The organism is Levilactobacillus mulengensis (assembly GCF_003946045.1).
Lineage (GTDB): Bacteria > Bacillota > Bacilli > Lactobacillales > Lactobacillaceae > Levilactobacillus > Levilactobacillus mulengensis.
On record NZ_RHNW01000001.1, the window covers coordinates 356,539 to 373,506 of the forward strand.

General features: G+C 51.3%; 13 protein-coding genes. 3 read left to right on the forward strand and 10 right to left on the reverse strand.

Annotated features, from left to right (window positions below):
- Nucleotides 1-79: 79 nt before the first annotated feature.
- Complete coding sequence (locus EKM84_RS01675; RefSeq protein WP_125763000.1) at nt 80-583, reverse strand: hypothetical protein; 504 nt, start codon at nt 581-583, stop codon at nt 80-82.
- A 201-nt stretch (nt 584-784) separates the two neighbouring features.
- Between EKM84_RS01675 and EKM84_RS01680 the strand changes: the two genes are divergently transcribed.
- From EKM84_RS01680 to EKM84_RS01690, 3 genes are all read left to right on the forward strand, one after another.
- Nucleotides 785-1,003: a DNA-directed RNA polymerase subunit epsilon gene (locus EKM84_RS01680; RefSeq protein ID WP_125763002.1), complete on the forward strand. Its 219-nt coding sequence runs from the start codon at nt 785-787 to the stop codon at nt 1,001-1,003.
- The gene (gene rnjA, locus EKM84_RS01685) at nt 1,000-2,679 is read left to right on the forward strand and encodes a ribonuclease J1 (protein ID WP_125763004.1); all 1,680 of its coding nucleotides are present in this window, start codon (nt 1,000-1,002) and stop codon (nt 2,677-2,679) included. The genes EKM84_RS01680 and rnjA overlap by 4 nt, the downstream gene beginning before the upstream one ends.
- Nucleotides 2,680-2,877: 198 nt before the next feature.
- Nucleotides 2,878-3,837: a diacylglycerol/lipid kinase family protein gene (locus tag EKM84_RS01690; RefSeq protein ID WP_125763006.1), complete on the forward strand. Its 960-nt coding sequence runs from the start codon at nt 2,878-2,880 to the stop codon at nt 3,835-3,837.
- A gap of 176 nt (nt 3,838-4,013) precedes the next feature.
- Here the strand turns inward: EKM84_RS01690 and EKM84_RS01695 are convergent, their stop codons facing one another.
- From EKM84_RS01695 to murQ, 9 genes are all read right to left on the reverse strand, one after another.
- A complete protein-coding gene (locus EKM84_RS01695; RefSeq protein ID WP_125763008.1) occupies nt 4,014-4,220 on the reverse strand; it encodes a hypothetical protein in 207 nt (68 codons plus the stop codon).
- A gap of 161 nt (nt 4,221-4,381) precedes the next feature.
- Nucleotides 4,382-6,016, reverse strand: coding sequence for a peptidoglycan endopeptidase (locus EKM84_RS01700; protein WP_125763010.1), 1,635 nt, complete (start codon nt 6,014-6,016; stop codon nt 4,382-4,384).
- 489 nt (nt 6,017-6,505) lie between these two features.
- Entirely contained in the window at nt 6,506-7,534 is a 1,029-nt protein-coding gene (locus EKM84_RS01705) for a DUF1002 domain-containing protein (RefSeq protein WP_125763012.1), read from the reverse strand.
- A 111-nt stretch (nt 7,535-7,645) separates the two neighbouring features.
- The gene (locus tag EKM84_RS01710; RefSeq protein WP_125763014.1) at nt 7,646-8,539 is read right to left on the reverse strand and encodes a C40 family peptidase; all 894 of its coding nucleotides are present in this window, start codon (nt 8,537-8,539) and stop codon (nt 7,646-7,648) included.
- Nucleotides 8,540-9,043: 504 nt separating this feature from the next.
- A complete protein-coding gene (tkt, locus tag EKM84_RS01715) occupies nt 9,044-11,065 on the reverse strand; it encodes a transketolase (RefSeq protein ID WP_125763016.1) in 2,022 nt (673 codons plus the stop codon).
- Nucleotides 11,066-11,379: 314 nt separating this feature from the next.
- On the reverse strand, nt 11,380-12,300 hold the full coding sequence (gene rbsK / locus EKM84_RS01720; protein ID WP_125763018.1) for a ribokinase: 921 nt from the start codon (nt 12,298-12,300) through the stop codon (nt 11,380-11,382).
- Between the two features lie 133 nt (nt 12,301-12,433).
- On the reverse strand, nt 12,434-13,441 hold the full coding sequence (gene rbsR, locus EKM84_RS01725; RefSeq protein WP_125763020.1) for a ribose utilization transcriptional repressor RbsR: 1,008 nt from the start codon (nt 13,439-13,441) through the stop codon (nt 12,434-12,436).
- 720 nt (nt 13,442-14,161) lie between these two features.
- A complete protein-coding gene (locus EKM84_RS01730; protein WP_125763022.1) occupies nt 14,162-15,151 on the reverse strand; it encodes an aldo/keto reductase in 990 nt (329 codons plus the stop codon).
- A 78-nt stretch (nt 15,152-15,229) separates the two neighbouring features.
- Nucleotides 15,230-16,138, reverse strand: a complete 909-nt coding sequence (gene murQ / locus EKM84_RS01735; RefSeq protein WP_125763024.1) for an N-acetylmuramic acid 6-phosphate etherase — start codon at nt 16,136-16,138, stop codon at nt 15,230-15,232.
- Nucleotides 16,139-16,968: the final 830 nt, after the last annotated feature.

The following is a 16,968-nucleotide window of genomic DNA, read 5'->3' on the forward strand; positions in this document are numbered from 1 at the left end:
AAACTCACACCATTCCCAAGCATCATCTAATGGAAGAACACGTCATTCGCGTTCCCGCCAATCAGTCGCTCCAACAGGACTAACGGTCCTTCATCGCCGGATCATTAAGCTTCTTTAAATCTTTTAAGTATTCCACGGTAGATTCGTTCATGAGGTAGGCCACGTCCACGTGGAGCTGCCCCTCGTACAACCAGATGTCACTGACCACAAATGCCGGCCCGGCCACGACCGCTTTGACTTGATGATCCGCACTAAAACTAGCCAGCGCTTCATTGAAGGCTGTTTCCAAGTGCGGTAACCGGCGATCCGTATCCATTCCGGTTGGCATGGCATACTCAAAGACCATCACGCCCCGGCCCCAGACATCGGCCACGGTCACCGCCGAACTAATTTGACACTCTTCTTCGGTCAGCACATCATCATTCACCAACCGTTGGAGCGCGGCCTTGACCGCCACATCCGTTTCATCCTGGGCGTTTCGCCGCACCATTCTGGTCGCTCGTTGCACGATCATTCGGTGAATCACAACGTAAATAACCAACGCAATAATGATGCCAATAATTATTTCCACTATTAGTGCCATGGCGACTCCTCCGTTCACTTTACACTAGTTTCATCATAGCATGTTTTACGGTCTAGGGGTAATTCTATACAATCAGCTGAAACTATGCTAAAATTGTGCTAATTGTTGTGTAAGCAACCCGCAGTTCGGCAGGACATAAATAATTCATCGTTCGCTCACGAATTGACGAATTAAATCGTTTAAATTGAAGGAGTTTTGTCTGTGATTTATAAAGTATATTACCAAGAAGATAACAAGCGGAATCCTAAGCGCGAGGATACGCATTCCCTTTACCTGGAGGCCCCAACCGAGGTTGAAGCCCGGGCACAAGTGGAAGCACACACGGACCACAATATCGAATTCATCGAAGCTATTGAAGGCAACGACTTAGCTTACGAGCAACAGAATCCGAATTACAAATTAACGGAGTTCACTGAATGAACAAATTAAACGTCAAAAATAACGAGACCGCTATCTTTGGCGTGGGTGGACTTGGCGAAATTGGGAAAAACACTTACGGGATTCAATTTCAGGATGAAATCATCCTAATTGATGCCGGGATTAAATTTCCAGAGGACGAATTATTAGGAATCGATTATGTGATTCCTGATTACCAGTACCTCGTTGAAAACCAAGCCAAAATCAAGGCGCTAGTGATTACCCACGGCCATGAAGATCATATTGGCGGTATTCCTTATTTATTAAAGGCACTCAACGTTCCCGTTTACGCGGGGCCGTTAGCCTTAGCTTTAATCAAGAACAAGCTTGAAGAACACGGATTACTTAAATCGACTGAACTACACACAATTGATGATGATACTGTGCTTAAATTTCGGAAGATGAGTGTCACCTTCTTCCGGACGACCCACTCAATCCCTGATACCTTGGGGGTTGCTGTCCATACACCAGTCGGCACGATTGTGGAAACGGGTGACTATAAGTTCGACTTAACACCCGTTACCAACCAGCCGCCTGATCTACAAAAGATGGCCAAGCTGGGTGAAGAAGGCGTTTTGTGCTTGATGTCTGATAGCACGAACGCTGAACGCCCTATCTGGACGAAGTCAGAAAAATGGGTGGGTAAATCCATCCGTAAGATCTTTGACCAAGTCGAGGGCCGGGTCATCTTTGCCACCTTCGCTTCGAACATTTCTCGGATTGAAACTGCCTGTGAAACAGCACTGGCCCACGGTCGTAAGATTGCGGTCTTTGGCCGTTCCATGGAAGCAGCCATTGTTAATGGTCGAGAACTCGGGTACTTAAACATCCCCGACGAAGCGTTAGTTGACGCCAATACCATTCGCTCCATGCCGGCGAACAAGGTCATGATTCTCTGTACCGGTTCGCAAGGTGAACCCATGGCGGCCCTTTCACGGATCGCTAACGGGACCCACCGGCAAATTGCCATCCAGCCGGGTGACACCGTCGTCTTCTCTAGTAACCCAATCCCTGGGAACACCATCTCAGTCAACCGGGTCATTAACGAGCTAGAAGAAGCCGGCGCCAACGTCATTCATGGTAAGGTCAACAACATTCATACTTCCGGTCACGGTGGTCAAGAAGAACAGAAGCTGATGCTCCGGCTGATGCAACCGAAATTCTTCATGCCAATTCACGGGGAATACCGGATGTTGAAGATTCATACCGAACTGGCTGAACAATGTGGGGTTCCCCTCGATCACAGCTTTATCCTGCAAAATGGGGACGTTCTCGCTCTCACCCAGGATTCTGCTCGGGTCGCTGGCCACTTCACTGCTGGTGACGTCTACATTGACGGCTCTGGCATCGGTGACATTGGCAACGTCGTGTTACGCGACCGTCAATTGCTCTCCGAAGAAGGCCTGGTGGTCGTAGTTGCCACGATTGATCTCAAGAACCAAGAGATCAAGGCCGGTCCTGACCTGCTTTCTCGTGGGTTCGTCTACATGCGAGAATCCGGCGAGCTGTTGAACGAAGGTCGGCGGCGCGTCTTCCAGACGATCCGTCGGGCGATGCGCAATCCGAAGGCGACTGAAGCCTCCATTCGCAACGCGGTCATTGATGACCTGCAAAACTTCTTGTTTGAGAAGACTGAGCGGCACCCAATGATTCTGCCAATGTTCATCATGACTAAGTAATTTACCTAAAGGATTCGAGACCAGTCGTCTCGGGTCCTTTTTGGTTGCATAGTTTCCATGAAAACGTTGTCATTTAGCCATTTACGAACCCATTGGCGTCTTAATTATTACAACTAAGGAAAGTCGACGATAATCACTAGGCACCCCGCTGGTTTTCGTTTATAATGAAATGGACTAAAAATTGAGAGGAGCAGTACGGTGACTGTCCAGTTCTATATCATCCTAAATGAACATGCAGGAAGTGGCCAGGCCGCTACACTTTGGCCCCAGATTAAGGCGCGCCTTGATGACGCCCAAGTCTCCTACCAACTAGCTGTTTCGGAGTACGCCCACCACGCCATTCTGTTGAGTGAGCAATTTGCCAAACAACTCCCCGATGAACCCCACCAAAATTGGGTAGTTCTCGCCATTGGGGGCGACGGCACCCTGCACGAGGCCATTAACGGTCTCACCAAGCAACCCCGGACTTACCCGATTCCGGTTAGCTACATTCCGATTGGGTCCGGCAACGACTTTGCCCGCGGTGCCGGCATGGCCACGAAATGGGAAGACGCCTTTGATCAGGTCATCCAGTGTACCCACGCAACCAATTATGATATTGGTACGTACGATGAAACGATTAAACATGAACATGGTGTCTTCACGAATAATTTGGGTATCGGTTTCGATGCGGCCATCATCACGAAGGCCAATCAATCCAAAGCCAAGGTTTGGCTCAACAAGCACCACCTGGGTTCCCTATCTTACCTGGCGTCGGCATTAGATGTGTATTACAACCAATCTGGTTTCACGTTGACCGTCCACGTGGGCAATCAGCGAGACATCTATGCCAACGCCTTCTTGGTGACTACAACTAATCACCCCTACTTCGGGGGTGGCGTTGGCATCGCCCCGGGGGCCACGATTGAAGATCATCAGCTCCACCTAGTGGTTATCGAGAAGCCCAACTTCTTGAAGCTGATGTGGTTAGCCCTACGGCTCGTATTTAAGCGTCATTTGACGTCTAAGGCCGTTCACTACTATCAGGCATCAAAGGTCCACCTCACCGTTCCAGCCATCGAATACGGCCAATTAGACGGTGAAGAGATGGGCGGACGTTTCTTCGACGTCTACGTTGGGGTTAACCAGTATCCCTTCTGGTTTGATTTAACCATTTAACGAGGTTCTTACTTTAAAAGCCGTAGCATCACTGGACAAACGTCCTAGTGATGCTACGGCTTTTTGTATACACCAATGTTGGTATTTTGACATCTGCCAGCGGTCATCTACCAAATTTGCCCAGCAAAAAAGGAGCCTGGGATCATAACACCCCAAACTCCTCGATAGGTTTTTAGTTAATCTTCCGAAGCATCCATTGCTTCCAGAATCATGTCCAGCTGAGCGCACTTATTGGATAGGTCATGCATTTCCTCGCCGTAACGGGGCTCAATTCGCACCGTTTCCGAACTAGAACAAACACTCTCAGACTCTTTCCGCTTAAGCGTGGCTAACTGTGAATTAGCTTGCCGGTATTCTTCCAGAATCTCAATTCGATTACTCATCAATACACAACTCCTTCAACCAGGTTTATTTATGATTACTCGTCTGTCTCTAAATGACAAAAAGTATCATAACACTTGGTCACGGATTTGTTAACGATAATCTTAACTTTTTTCGGCAATTTGGCCAAAGTGGCTAAACCCCCGCTTCGGATGAAACCGCTCTACTTCAGCGTCCCTGCGAAGGAAGGCATGAAGTACTTACTGATGGACTGTACCTTAACGTTTTGACCAGGTTCTGGTGCCGCAACAAATTGGTTGTTGCCTAAGTAAATGGCATCGTGGTACGTGGCCCCTTTAGATCCCCAGAACAGGATGTCCCCAGGCTTAGCTGAGCCCACAGAGTGCGTGGTAACATAGCTTTCTTGAGAGACCGTGTTATGTGGCAGGCTGACGCCCTGGGCGTGCTGGTAAACATAAGCGACCAGACCAGAACAGTCCATCCCACTCAAGGAAGACCCGCCCCAGACGTAAGGAATGTTGGCTGAAGCTAACTTCAAGGCCAAGCCCGTGACGGAACCTGAGGTCAAGCCACTGGTGCTAGCCTTCTTCTTGGTACTGCTGCTAGTCGTCGCAACGGCCGCCGTTGAACTGGACGTAGATCCTTGGGCCGCAGAAGCGGATGAAGTGGTCTGATTGTTCACGGCAGAACGCGTCGTGGTCTTGAGCCGCTTCGTCTTCTTAGCCGCAGTCGTGGCCGTCGCGTTTTGACTGCCCGTTTGCGTTACCGCACTGCTACTCGTGGCAGCTGGTGTACTTGTCTTGCTCTGTACGGCGCTTTGACTCGTCGTTGACTGGTTAGCTGCCGCGCTAGTTTGACTCTGGCTCGTCGTACTTTGACTGGTGGCACTTGACGTGGACCGTACCAAGGCTGCCCGACTGCGCCGTTGCGTCGTTGCCGTGGCATTGCTAGTTGGCGTCTGGTTGCTTGTTGTTGATTGTGATTGACTGGCAACTGAAGAAGACGTCGTCGTATTCGTGCGCGACGTGGTACTCTGGCTTGACACACTTGATGAAGGCGCCGTTACTGATGAGCTAGCAGCCGACTGGGTTGACGGTTGTGCCGCCGTCTGATGCTTCATCGTGGAACTCGTTGAAGCTGATTGACTAGTCGTTTGCGAACCAGTTTGGCCCGTTGAGGATTTCGCCTGACTTGTCGCCGTCGTTGATGATGACTGGGCGGTACTACTCTGCCCCGTCGATGCTGCTGACGTTGAGCTGGTTGACTTCGCCGCGCTCGTCACCGTGGAGCTACTAGTAGCTGCGGCGGTTTGTTGCTTTTGCTTACTTGCAGCCGCCTGCTGTTCAGCCACAATCTGGGCTTGAACGGCGTTGGCCTTCTGCGTTGATTGACTGGTTGCGCTAGGCGCTGCCTGACTAGTCGTGCTGTCGCCCTTAGTTGCGCTCGCTTGTGGAATGGTCAACTTCTGGCCGACGCTTAACATATCGCCGGACATATCATTAGCCTTCTGTAACTGGGCCACTGTTAAGTGGTAGGTCTGGGCGAGATCCCATAAGGTATCGCCGAACTTCACTGTGTATGACTGCTTAGCGGTCTTAGCTGACTTGACTTGCAAACGTTGACCAACAAAGATTAAATCGGTCTTGCCGTCAATTGAATTCTGTTGTTCTAAATCCTGAATAGAAACACCGAGTTTTTGTGAAAGGTCCCACACGGTGTCTCCTGGCTTAACTTGGATGCTGTCCGCATTTGCGGTAATAGTTGCGCCCGCCGCGAAAGCCCCAATGGCCCCGACGACCCCAACAACTGCTTTGGTTTTTCGTTGTCCTGTACTCATCTTCACCAACACGTCCTTTTATGACTTTAGATTTTTTCAAACAAAGTGAACGTGGTCACACGCCGATCAAGCGCAATCCCGTTCGTTCATAGTCAATACGAATCACAAACTAATAGTACCACACGTTTTCCCAGTTCCTTGTGAAATATTAAGGAATTGTTAACGGATTTTTTAAGCTGAACCAGTGTTCCCTTTGACGTTTTCTGAAATACGACATGTTCTTGAAAGCCCTTTCTATCGCCATTTTCTTTCACTTATTATTCAAACGTTTGTTCTTTTTCATTCATCAACTGGTTACCCGCCACTATCACATATTTGCAGAAGCGTCACATTTTACGATTAATTGCAGAATACAAGTTAATATTGAGGGCGCTTTCTGCATACTACAAGTATTCACCTGACCGCCGACTTTGTGAAAATAAAAAAAGCGCACAAAAAAACGGGAGCTAAACTCCCGTTAATTCGTTAACCCGCCGTTCTTACTAACTTTTAACCGACTAAGCTCTTAAACCAGTTGACGACTTTTTGCCAGATTTGCACAATGAAGTTCTCTGCTTTCTGGGCATCCGCACTGTTGGCAAAGTCTTTCACACCAGCCATTTTGTCCCCAATACTATTTGCTAGGTTATTGGCAACATTCGTCACGTTGGTGACATAATTCTTACTGGTTGAGACTGGGGCTTGTTGTACCTTGCTTAACGCGATGGCAATATTAGTGATTTGGGTGGAACTCGTTTGACCGTCAATGCCTTGTTTAGCCAGGGCCTTTTGCAGCATCTCTTCAATGTCCGCCTTGGTGGCCAGGTCATTCCCGTCTTGCCGTTGCTTGGCCAAGTCAGAAGAAACGGACCCCACCGCTGACATCAGCTTCCCTGGGTATTTCTTATTACTACTGTTGGAATCAATGGCTGGTTGAGTCGCATCCAGCACACCGTTAGCGGCTTGGGTGTTTTCTGAGTTCAACGTTAACCCATCCGCAGCCAGGGCCTTGTACACCCCGGTCAGCGCAGATTCACCGGAAACGGATTTGTCCGCCGTCACGGTGATGATCACGTCCTTGACCCCCGCCATGGTGGCGACCATCGCGTACTGCTGTGAGGTGACTTCGGTAATGTTATTGCTTCCATTGTATTCAGCGATGTTAACCTTGACGCCGGTTCCCGGATCAGCTGGCGCCAATGCCACGGAACTGATCATGCTGGCATCGGTCGTTCCGGCTGAGTTTAGGTACTGGGCGTAGTCACTCCCCGTTGCCGTTAAGGCCGTGTAATTTGATTTTACCCCTAGGGCAGAAGCAACCGTATCCTTGTCCTCACTGGCTAAACCAGCGCCGTAGACCACGTAGGCCTTGGACAGTGCCTTGGTTTGCACGGTGCTGCCACTGGTTGCGGAACTGCTGGTACTCGTGGTATCAGTGGAACTATCCGTCGTGTCGGCGTGAACTGCCAACGTTTGACCGCCGATGCCGACTGCTAATAAGGCCGCGGCCAATCCTAAAACTACGTGTTTCATTTTCATTAGAATGTTCCTCTCTTCTCGTTAGAATACTTCCCCCAAAAACAAGTATAGCAGGTCCCCACACGTTGCGTGGAGTCCTGCCATGAATTTAGAGAATTCTTCAGACTTGCTTTATTGCCAGAAACGCCGGGCACCCGCATATTCTGGGGCTAAACCGGTCGCCGTCATCGAGACTAACTGCACCGCTTCACCGGGCTTGGGCGCATGTAACATTTTCCCACTGCCGGCATACAGGCCAACGTGGTGAATCTCACCCGTGCCGTGTTCCCGAGCAAAGAAGACTAGGTCACCGATGGCCAATGCTTCGGGCGCAACTGGGTAGCCATTGGCAAATTGATCCTGCGCATCCCGGGGAATCATGTAACCCAATGCCCGGTGTAGCGCGTAGATCAAGCCAGAACAGTCGAAGCCTTGCGGCGTGATGCCCCCCCACAGGTAAGGTGTGTCCAGGAATTGTTTGCCCAAGGTCAGGAGCCGGCTGCCATCATCGGTACCCTCGACGCCCAGTGTGGCCGCGGCGGCCGTGATCCAGCCATGACCTAGCGGCGTAACCACTTGGATCCACTCGCTGTCCTGACCTGTCGTCGGTAAAATGGTCCCCAATGGCAGGTCCATCAGGGGTTGTTTGTTCTCATCCAGGAGTTGGGTAACGGGATGGGCTAACCGCACCGTGGTCGTTGGATAATCGAGTTCCTCATCACTGGTGGTCAGTTGCGTTAATGGAATCCAACCAGGATAACCGCGTCGTTCCTGCCGACTACTTTGCCGCGTCACAAAAACGTGGGCCCATTCGCCCTCGACCCGGTCTAAAATCACCCGATCATTAAACAGGGCCTCAGTGACCACGCGATTCTTATCCGCGAGTTGTTCCCGTTCCGCTGGTTTTAAGCTCGCTAACCAGGTCGTTAGGTTGCCATCCTTTAAGTAAGGTCGATCCGTTTTTGTGACGGTCGTTGGTGTAGACCACACCAGCGCTGTCGGTACCTTGATCCGTCGAATATCCATTAAAAACCGCCTCCAGTGTCTTTACCCCCAATATACCAATAATTTTAACAACTTACTAGGTTTGGACGAAAACTTGTTACGTTGAAAATCAATTGGTTGGTATTTTCGCTCCCCGACGGCGGATTCAAGGCGCCCTGCTGTGGGGAACGGTTCCAGCCAAAGGACGGGCTTCCACCTCACCTTTGAGCCCAGGGTGCGGTCTCAAAGGTTGCCCCGTGGGCTAGGCTGGGAAAACACCCCAGCCAAGACCACCGACACAGCTGACCGCCTTGATCCGCCTCTGGTCCGCTGACATCGACCGTTCATTTTCAACAACAATCGTCAAACAACAATCATAACCCTTTTCGACCGACTAGATCATCTTGTAGATAATAACATGCTTGCTGTAACCCGCGTTAGCCAGTTCATTCCCACCAGAACGCAACAAAGCCAGGACCCGCGTCCCAGCTTTGCTGTCTCCGATGTGTGTTGTTTCCCCGAATATTGGTTACTTATTTAATCACGTTAGCTTAGTGCTAAGTAAGCTTGCACCACGCGTTCTGGTGTGAAGCCCGCCATCTCGGTGACGGTACTTCCTGGACCACTGGCGCCGAACCGTTCCTGGGTGAGCATGATGCCGTCCAGACCCGTGTATTGGCACCAGCCTAAGCCACTGGCCATTTCCACGGCGACCCGGCGGCGCAAGTGCCGCGGGAGAATCCGTTCCTGGTACTCGGCAGATTGCGCATTGAATTTTTCAAAGCTTGGGAGCGAAACGACGCGAACGTCATGGCCGAGCGCACTTAATTTTGCCTGTGCGGCCAAGGCCAGGTTCACTTCCGAACCGGAAGCCATCAGGATACCTTCCGCCTCATCGTGGGCATCTGCGACCACGTAACCACCTCGCTTGACGCCCGCCTTAACAGCCATGGGCCGTGGCAACGTCGCTAAGCCTTGACGGGACAGGACGATAGCCGTTGGATGGTCCGTCGCCTGAATCGCCGCCAACCAAGCCGCTGCGGTCTCATTGCCATCGGCTGGCCGGTAGACCGTTAACCCCGGAATTGCGCGTAGAGCGGCTAATTGTTCAACGGGTTCGTGGGTCGGACCATCTTCCCCCACCGCCAGAGAGTCGTGGGTAAACACGTAGGTCACTGGCAGGTGTTGAATCGCAGCCAACCGAATCGCTGGCTTCATGTAATCGGAGAACACGAAGAACGTTGACCCGTAGATTCGGGTGCCACCGTGTAAGGCAATCCCGTTCATCGCTGCCGCTTCGGCAAATTCCCGTACCCCAAACCACAAGTTTTTCCCGCGAGGATTTTCAGCGCTGAACCGCTCACTGTCGGTCACCGCCGTCTTGTTCGAGCTAAACAGGTCCGCGGACCCACCCCACAGGTTAGGAACCGCTGCACTCAGCCGTTGGAGAACTTCATGACCGCTGGCCCGCGTAGCTAACTGGTCCTTCTTGTAATACGTTGGCAGTTGCGTAGCCAGGTCATCGGGCAACGCCTGGCTGATGCCCTGCGCAAATTGCGTAGCCAATTCTGGTTCCACGTCGGAATAACGGGCAACTAGGTTCGACCATTCTTGGTGGCTCGCCCAGCCGCGAGCCTTGATGGTCGTCATGAACCGTTCGTGCACGGTGGCGGGCACCGTAAAGGGATCACAGTCCCAGTGATAGTTCTGCCGCGTCGTGGCCAAATCCGCCTCACTGAGCGGTGCCCCATGAACCTTGTTCGTTCCTGCGGCGGGGCTCCCGGCCCCAATCTGCGTCTTGACCTCGATCAGGGTTGGCCCGGATTGATTATTCTTGGCCGTGCGAATGGCCCGGTCAATGGCTTCTAGGTCCTCGCCATCGGCGACCCGCAGGTAGTTCCAACCATAGCTTTCAAACCGTTGGCCCACGTCATCCTGGCAGGCATTGCTTAGTGGCCCATCCAGTGAAATATCATTTGAATCATACAAAACAATTAACTTATTGAGTTGGAGTTGGCCAGCCAAGCTAGCGGCTTCGGCGGCAACCCCTTCCATCAAGTCACCGTCGCCACACAACGCGTACGTATAGTGGTCGACCACGTTTAAATTCGGTTGGTTGTACATTGCTCGTAAATGGCTTTCGGCCATGGCCATCCCAACCGCCATGCCGATACCTTGGCCCAACGGCCCGGTCGTCGCGTCCACCCCAGGGGTCACGCCGACTTCGGGATGACCCGGGGTCTTACTGCCCAGTTGCCGAAAGTTCATTAGATCATTACGGCCTAAGGCAAAGCCACTAAGGTGAAGCAGGCTGTAGAGCATCGCTGACCCGTGTCCCGCAGAAAGGACGAACCGGTCGCGGTTGAACCACTGTGGAAATGAGGGGTCAACCCGCAGGTGCCGAGAAAATAACACGTAAGCCATCGGTGACGCCCCCAACGGCAGACCGGGATGGCCCGACCGTGCCCGCGAGATCATATCCATGCTTAACATCCGCACGGCAGTGACCGCTTGTGTATCCGTTTCATCAAAATCCATTTGGTTAGTAACGACTTCTTCATTCAACATTTTTAAATAACCTCACTTAAATCGGCCGGACCAATCACGGCCTTGTTTTTGGTTGATGTTCCCAATTCGTTGATCTTACCGGTAAAATCGCCAATCGCTCATCGACTTTCATCACTATACCAATTTAAAATGATTAATGCAACCCCTCTTAAGAAAGTTGTTAGGCCGGCGATTCTAAACGTTAAAAATCAGCTATACCAAATAGACCGATTTGAATAGTTTGCAACCGGTTGTCCCAAAACGCAAAAAAAATCGCAAACTTTTCCGAAAATTATCGGTTAAGTCTGCGATTTGACTATCTGTTTTCTGAAAGATTATTTTTGGCTAGCAGCTTCGATTTCAGCAACCGTGGGAATCGATGGCATCGCGCCTAAACCTTGAACAGTCAAGGAACTAGCGCGTTGGGCAAAGACCAAGGCCGTGGCCACGTTGCTCAAATCTGGCTTTAACTGTGAACTCAGGGCCCCAATGAACGTGTCCCCGGCAGCCGTGGTGTCGACGGCGTGTACCTTAAAGGCTGGCACGAAGCCGGATTCCTTGGCGTTAGCGTAGTACGCACCCTTGCTCCCGACCGTGATGATCAGGTTCTTCACGCCCATCTCACGGAATTTCTTCGCATTGGCATCCATCGAGGCTTCGTCAGTCACTTCGATACCGGTCAGCTCAGCACTTTCCGTTTCGTTAGGCACCACCAGGTCCGTGACCTTCAGGATTTCTGGGTCGATCTTCGCAGCTGGTGCGGGATTCAAAATGGTCGTGACCCCGTGTTGTTTGGCAACTTTAAACGCTGCCAGGGTGGCTGCTTGTGGCGTTTCAAACTGGGCGATCAGGAAATCAGCCTTCGCAATTTCATCTTCACGGGCAATGACTTCGTCCGCTTTGATCTGTTGGTTGGACCCGCCGTAAACCAAGATACTGTTTTGGCCAGCTTCATCCAAGAGAATGAACGCAGAACCGGTCCCGACCGTCTTATCCGTGATGATAGCACTGGTATCGATGCCGTCGTTGTTCAGGGATTCCACCATGAACCGACCGGCGTCGTCGTTACCGACCTTACCGATAAAGCTGGTTTCAGCACCGGCCCGGGCAGCAGCAACCGCTTGGTTGGCACCTTTCCCACCGGCAGCGCTACTCTTGTTTTCCGTTGACAACGTTTCCCCAGGTTGGGGCATCCGAGCAACTCGCAGCGTCGTATCGACGTTTAGACTTCCGAGAACCGTAACTTTGTTTGACATAATTTACCTTCACTCCTTAAGCAGTGTTTAAAATTGTAAAACGTTTTACTCAATGCTGACACACCGAGGGTATCCGTTTAGATTACCCTTAGCGTATCATGTTTCGAAAAGGCTTACAAGAACTAACTGAAATTTATTTCAAATGCGCCGTGCTTTCGCGTTCACGCAGGTCGACCGGTAAGTCTACCAGCTGTGCCGCCTGCCGTTGATCCTTGATGCGATTGATCAACAGCCCGGTTGCCTGCTGGCCCATGGTCACAACGGGTTGGTGAATCGTGGTTAGCTTGGGCACCACGTACTCGTCCAAGTCAATATCATCGTAACCCAGGACTGAAATATCGTTGGGCACCGACAGCCCCTGCTCGTGCAACCCGCGCATCAAGCCCAACGCTGTTTCGTCGTTGATGGCAAAGACTGCGGTCGGGTGCTGCGCCAGAACGGCCGCCGTGGCCTGGTAGCCGCCCAACTTGGTCATGGCCGAATGCACGATGGCATTTTCCGGCAGATTCACGTGGTGTTCAGCCAACCGGTGTTTAAACCCAGCCAACCGAATCTGCAGGTTTTGGGTCGGATCATCGGGCATGACGACCGCAATCTTCTCGTGGCCCAGCGCCAACAGATGATCTGCGGCGAGCTGGCCACCCTGCTCATCATTGATCTGCACGCGGTCCACACTCGGCCCCCCGTTTTGGTCAATCAACAGGTACGGAATGCCGTTCTTTTTTAAAATATTATCGATAGCTTCGGCCGTGATTGAGGCACTGGCAATGATGAGACCGTCGACTGCCCGCTTGATCAGTTCCTCCAGGTAGTAGCTCTCTAGCTTTTCATCATGATTGGCCCCAAAGATTAAGGGAATGAAGTGCCGTTCCCGGCTGGTTTCTTGTACCCCGCGGATGAACATACTGAAGAAGGGGTTCCCCAGGTTCGGGACCAGGACACCAATCGTCTGGGCCGACTTCATAATCAGGTTGCGGGCGTTGAAGTCGGGCACGTAGCCCATCTCCTCTTGCAGCTGATGGACCCGCCGCCGAGTATCCAGACTGAAGCGCTCGCCCTTACCGTTTAAAATTTGCGAAACCGTTGTGACCGAAACGCCCGCCGCTTCAGCAAGGTCCCGGATCGTTACTTTACGTGTCATAGCCAACCTCCACCGTCTAGATTTAACCGCTCTGCCGACTGCAGGAAAACTGTCATCGTCAGTACACTCAGGACAGTAAAAATGAAATCACCCGTTCCCGCCGGCAGATTCAAGGTGCCCTGCCGTGGGGAACGGCCCCAGCCTGAGGGGCGGTCTGGGGTCTCGCCTTGAAACCTCGCTGCGGTTCGCGAGTTTCCAAGGTCGTCCCGTGGTCTAAGCTGAGAAAATCCCTCAGCTAAGGCCACCGACACAGCAGGGCACCTTGATCTGCCTCTGGTCACTCAAACGGGTGCATTCATTTTCACTATCGCGTACTGACACTGTTTTCCTTGTGAGTCAGCGGTTCCACTCATTATTGAACTTTTTGGCAACTAACGGCCAGTGTATTACCGTACCGCTGATTACGCTAGCACCAAGTTTAACCTATGTTTTATTATACCCCATGGCACGCGGGATTTTGCGACTATTTTAAAAATTTCAGCGTTTGACTCTTTTCACCTGCAACGTATTTACACAGTTACCCGCAGATGACGGTTAGCATAGTGGTTTACCCGTCCAAATAGGTCATTTTTTGGAGACCATTTGTAAAATTGGTCCACCCAATTCCAGCCAACTGTGACTTTCAGTTTTACTTCAACCGCGAATTTACTCGCCAAATCTGCCGAAAAAAAGGACCAAATTCACGGTTGCCCGTCAAATTTAGTCCTTTTCGCTTAATCATTAAGCCTTTAAAATTTTATCGATTGCTGCTACTTGTTCTGGGTCGAATTCCAAGTTTTGAACGGCTTTGATGTTTTCGTTCAAGTGTTCTGGCTTGGAAGCCCCCGTGATGACACTGGTGATAACCGGGTTGTGTAATAACCAGGCTAAGGCCATGTGGGAGAGCTTTTGGCCCCGGCTCTGCGCAATCTTGTTGAGTGCTTGGAGCTTTTGGACCATCTTGTCACGACCGTTGTCCAGGACGAATTCGTTGGACCAGTGAATGTCCACGTCTTCAGGAATTCCGTCGAGGTACTTGTCCGTCAATAATCCTTCGGACAGCGGCCCGTAAGCGATGGCCCCAGCGTTGTTTTGAGCCAGCATGTCAAACAAGCCATCATCATTAGCGGTTTGGTTCAACATGTTGTAAGAAACTTGGTCCACGACGAACGGCGTGTGCAAGTCCTTGAAAATCTTGATCATGGCTTCGGCTTGTGGCTTCGTGTAGTTGGAAATCCCAACGTACAGTGTCTTCCCTTGGCGAACTAAGTCGTCCAAGGCCACGGCCGTTTCTTCAGGAGCCGTTTCGGCATCAAATCGGTGGCTGTAGTAAATATCCACGTAATCCAACCCCATTGCCTTCAAGGAACGATCCAAAGAGGCCGTCAAAGCCTTTCTAGAGCTCATTTGACCATAAGGGCCAGGCCACATATGGAAACCAGCCTTACTACTGATGACCAATTCATCACGGTATGGCATCAATTCGCGGTGCAAAACCTCACCAAAGAGGCTTTCCGCAGCGTAAGAGCCAGGACCATAGTTTGCCGCCAAGTCGAAACTAAAAATACCGGCGTCGAAGGCCTTCAGGATAATGTCGCGGGTGTCGCCATAGTTAGCGTTCTCCCCGAAACTGTGCCACATCCCAAAAGAAATTGCGGGTAATTGGAAACCCGTATTTCCTGCCCGGCGAACCGGCATTTTGTCGTAACGGTGTTCATCTGCAAGATACATTCTGCCACATTCCTTTCCACTTATACCTGAGTTAAAGTATAGAGAATTGGTGTGGACCAGTCAAGTTTCTTGCCAATTTTAATGTTGTGAATCGTTCAATTTAACCGCTTGTGAAACGTGTCCACCGGTAGCTTCCAGCAAGGCCTTCGCCTCCGCGATGGTCCCCTTCGTTTCAATCAACACGATGGCGAGCGGCACATTGTTGTCTGACCGTTCCAAGGCCCGTTCCGCGGCCAGCGTGGACGTCTGCGTCGCTTCGGCAATGATCTTCTTGGCCCGTTCAAACGTCTTGTCGTTGGTTGGCACGACGTTGATCATCAGGTTTTGATAGACTTTGCCCGTCTTGATCATGATCCCCGTGGACAACATGTTCAGAACCATCTTTTCGGCAGTCCCAGCCTTTAACAGCGTGGCCCCAGTAATGATTTCCGGTCCCACGACCGGTGTGATGGCGTAGTCGGCTAGTTCGGACAGCGGACTTCCCTCGATACAGGAAAAACCAATGCCCACGGCACCATGGTCCTGCGCATACTGCAGAGCAGCCAACGTGTAAGGCGTCTGGCCGGAAGCGGCACTCGCAATCACCACATCCTTGTCGGTCAAGTCAACGCCAGCCATATCGTTTTGCGCCAGCTCAATCGAATCTTCTGCCGCCTTGACTGTGTGGGTCAAAGCGTCCGTGCCCCCGGCAATCAAGCCAAAGGTCTGCTCACCACTCAGCCCATAGGTCGGTTGCAGCTCGGTCGCATCAATCACGCCGAGCCGGCCAGAAGTCCCGGCCCCCACGTAAATCAAGCGGCCCCCCTGGTCAAAGAGTGGGTACGCAGCATCAATCGCCGCTGCGATTTGCGGCAATTGCTTTTGTACGGCGCGCGCTACGCGGTGATCCTCCCGGTTGATCGTCGCAACCATTTCTAACGTGGACTCTCGATCAATGTGTGTTGACCGGTGATTCCGTTGTTCTGTCAGTAAATCATCAAATTGCATCGTGTCGGCCTCCAAATCCGCAAGTTTCACGGTTATGTATTCGCTTTCATAGTTACTACCCTAGGTATAACATGTTTCATATTTAATTTCAATTCGGATTTGATTTTCAAGTAAATTTCTTCGTCATTATCGTAAACAAAAAAGTGCAAGGCCGGTGCCATCCGCTTTCATGGAAAATCAAAATTTTACCTATCATTTAGTTAACATTTACTAAATAGGTTGCTCATTGGGTATGCCTCCGGAGGGGTGAAAACTGTGCTAACCATTCCCAACGGCAGATTCAAGGTGCCCTGCTGTGGGGTCGGTTCCAGCCTGAGAAGCGGTCTTCCACCCCAGCTTTGTGACTGAGAATCGGTCACAAAGATTGTCCCATGTTCTAAGCTGAGAATAAATCACTCAGCTAAGAACATCGACACAGCTGTTCGCCTTGATCCGCCTCTGGTCACTAACATCAGCCACAGATTTTCACCATTTGGCCCCTCAGACACACAAAAGGTCGTGTCAAGAAATGCCTTTCAGCATATTTTCTAACACGGCCTGCATAAACAATTTAAATTTTAAAATGTAAAACTGAAAAGTCCAAACGAACTTAACCCTGCTGCCAGCCGAAGTCAGCCAGACACGCAGACGGCTGTGTCGACGGCGTTAGCTGAGTGGTTTGCTCAGCTTACCCCGTGGGACGTGTTGGGAAACGGGCGATTCTCAGCCCGGTTTCCAACCGAGCCGGAGGACCGCACCTCAGGCCGCAGGCGTTCCCCACAGCAGGCGGAGTGTCTCAGACACACAAAAGGCCGTGTCAGAAGTCACACCTCTCAGTGCAATTCCCAACA

Excerpts from the sequence above, each read along its gene's own strand:
- EKM84_RS01675 (WP_125763000.1), bottom strand. The coding sequence starts at position 583 with ATGGCACTAATAGTGGAAATAATTATTGGCATCATTATTGCGTTGGTT.
- rnjA (WP_125763004.1), top strand. The coding sequence starts at position 1,000 with ATGAACAAATTAAACGTCAAAAATAACGAGACCGCTATCTTTGGCGTG.
- EKM84_RS01695 (WP_125763008.1), bottom strand. The coding sequence starts at position 4,220 with ATGAGTAATCGAATTGAGATTCTGGAAGAATACCGGCAAGCTAATTCA.
- EKM84_RS01700 (WP_125763010.1), bottom strand. The coding sequence starts at position 6,016 with ATGAGTACAGGACAACGAAAAACCAAAGCAGTTGTTGGGGTCGTCGGG.
- EKM84_RS01705 (WP_125763012.1), bottom strand. The coding sequence starts at position 7,534 with ATGAAAATGAAACACGTAGTTTTAGGATTGGCCGCGGCCTTATTAGCA.
- EKM84_RS01710 (WP_125763014.1), bottom strand. The coding sequence starts at position 8,539 with ATGGATATTCGACGGATCAAGGTACCGACAGCGCTGGTGTGGTCTACA.
- tkt (WP_125763016.1), bottom strand. The coding sequence starts at position 11,065 with ATGTTGAATGAAGAAGTCGTTACTAACCAAATGGATTTTGATGAAACG.
- rbsK (WP_125763018.1), bottom strand. The coding sequence starts at position 12,300 with ATGTCAAACAAAGTTACGGTTCTCGGAAGTCTAAACGTCGATACGACG.
- rbsR (WP_125763020.1), bottom strand. The coding sequence starts at position 13,441 with ATGACACGTAAAGTAACGATCCGGGACCTTGCTGAAGCGGCGGGCGTT.
- EKM84_RS01730 (WP_125763022.1), bottom strand. The coding sequence starts at position 15,151 with ATGTATCTTGCAGATGAACACCGTTACGACAAAATGCCGGTTCGCCGG.
- murQ (WP_125763024.1), bottom strand. The coding sequence starts at position 16,138 with ATGCAATTTGATGATTTACTGACAGAACAACGGAATCACCGGTCAACA.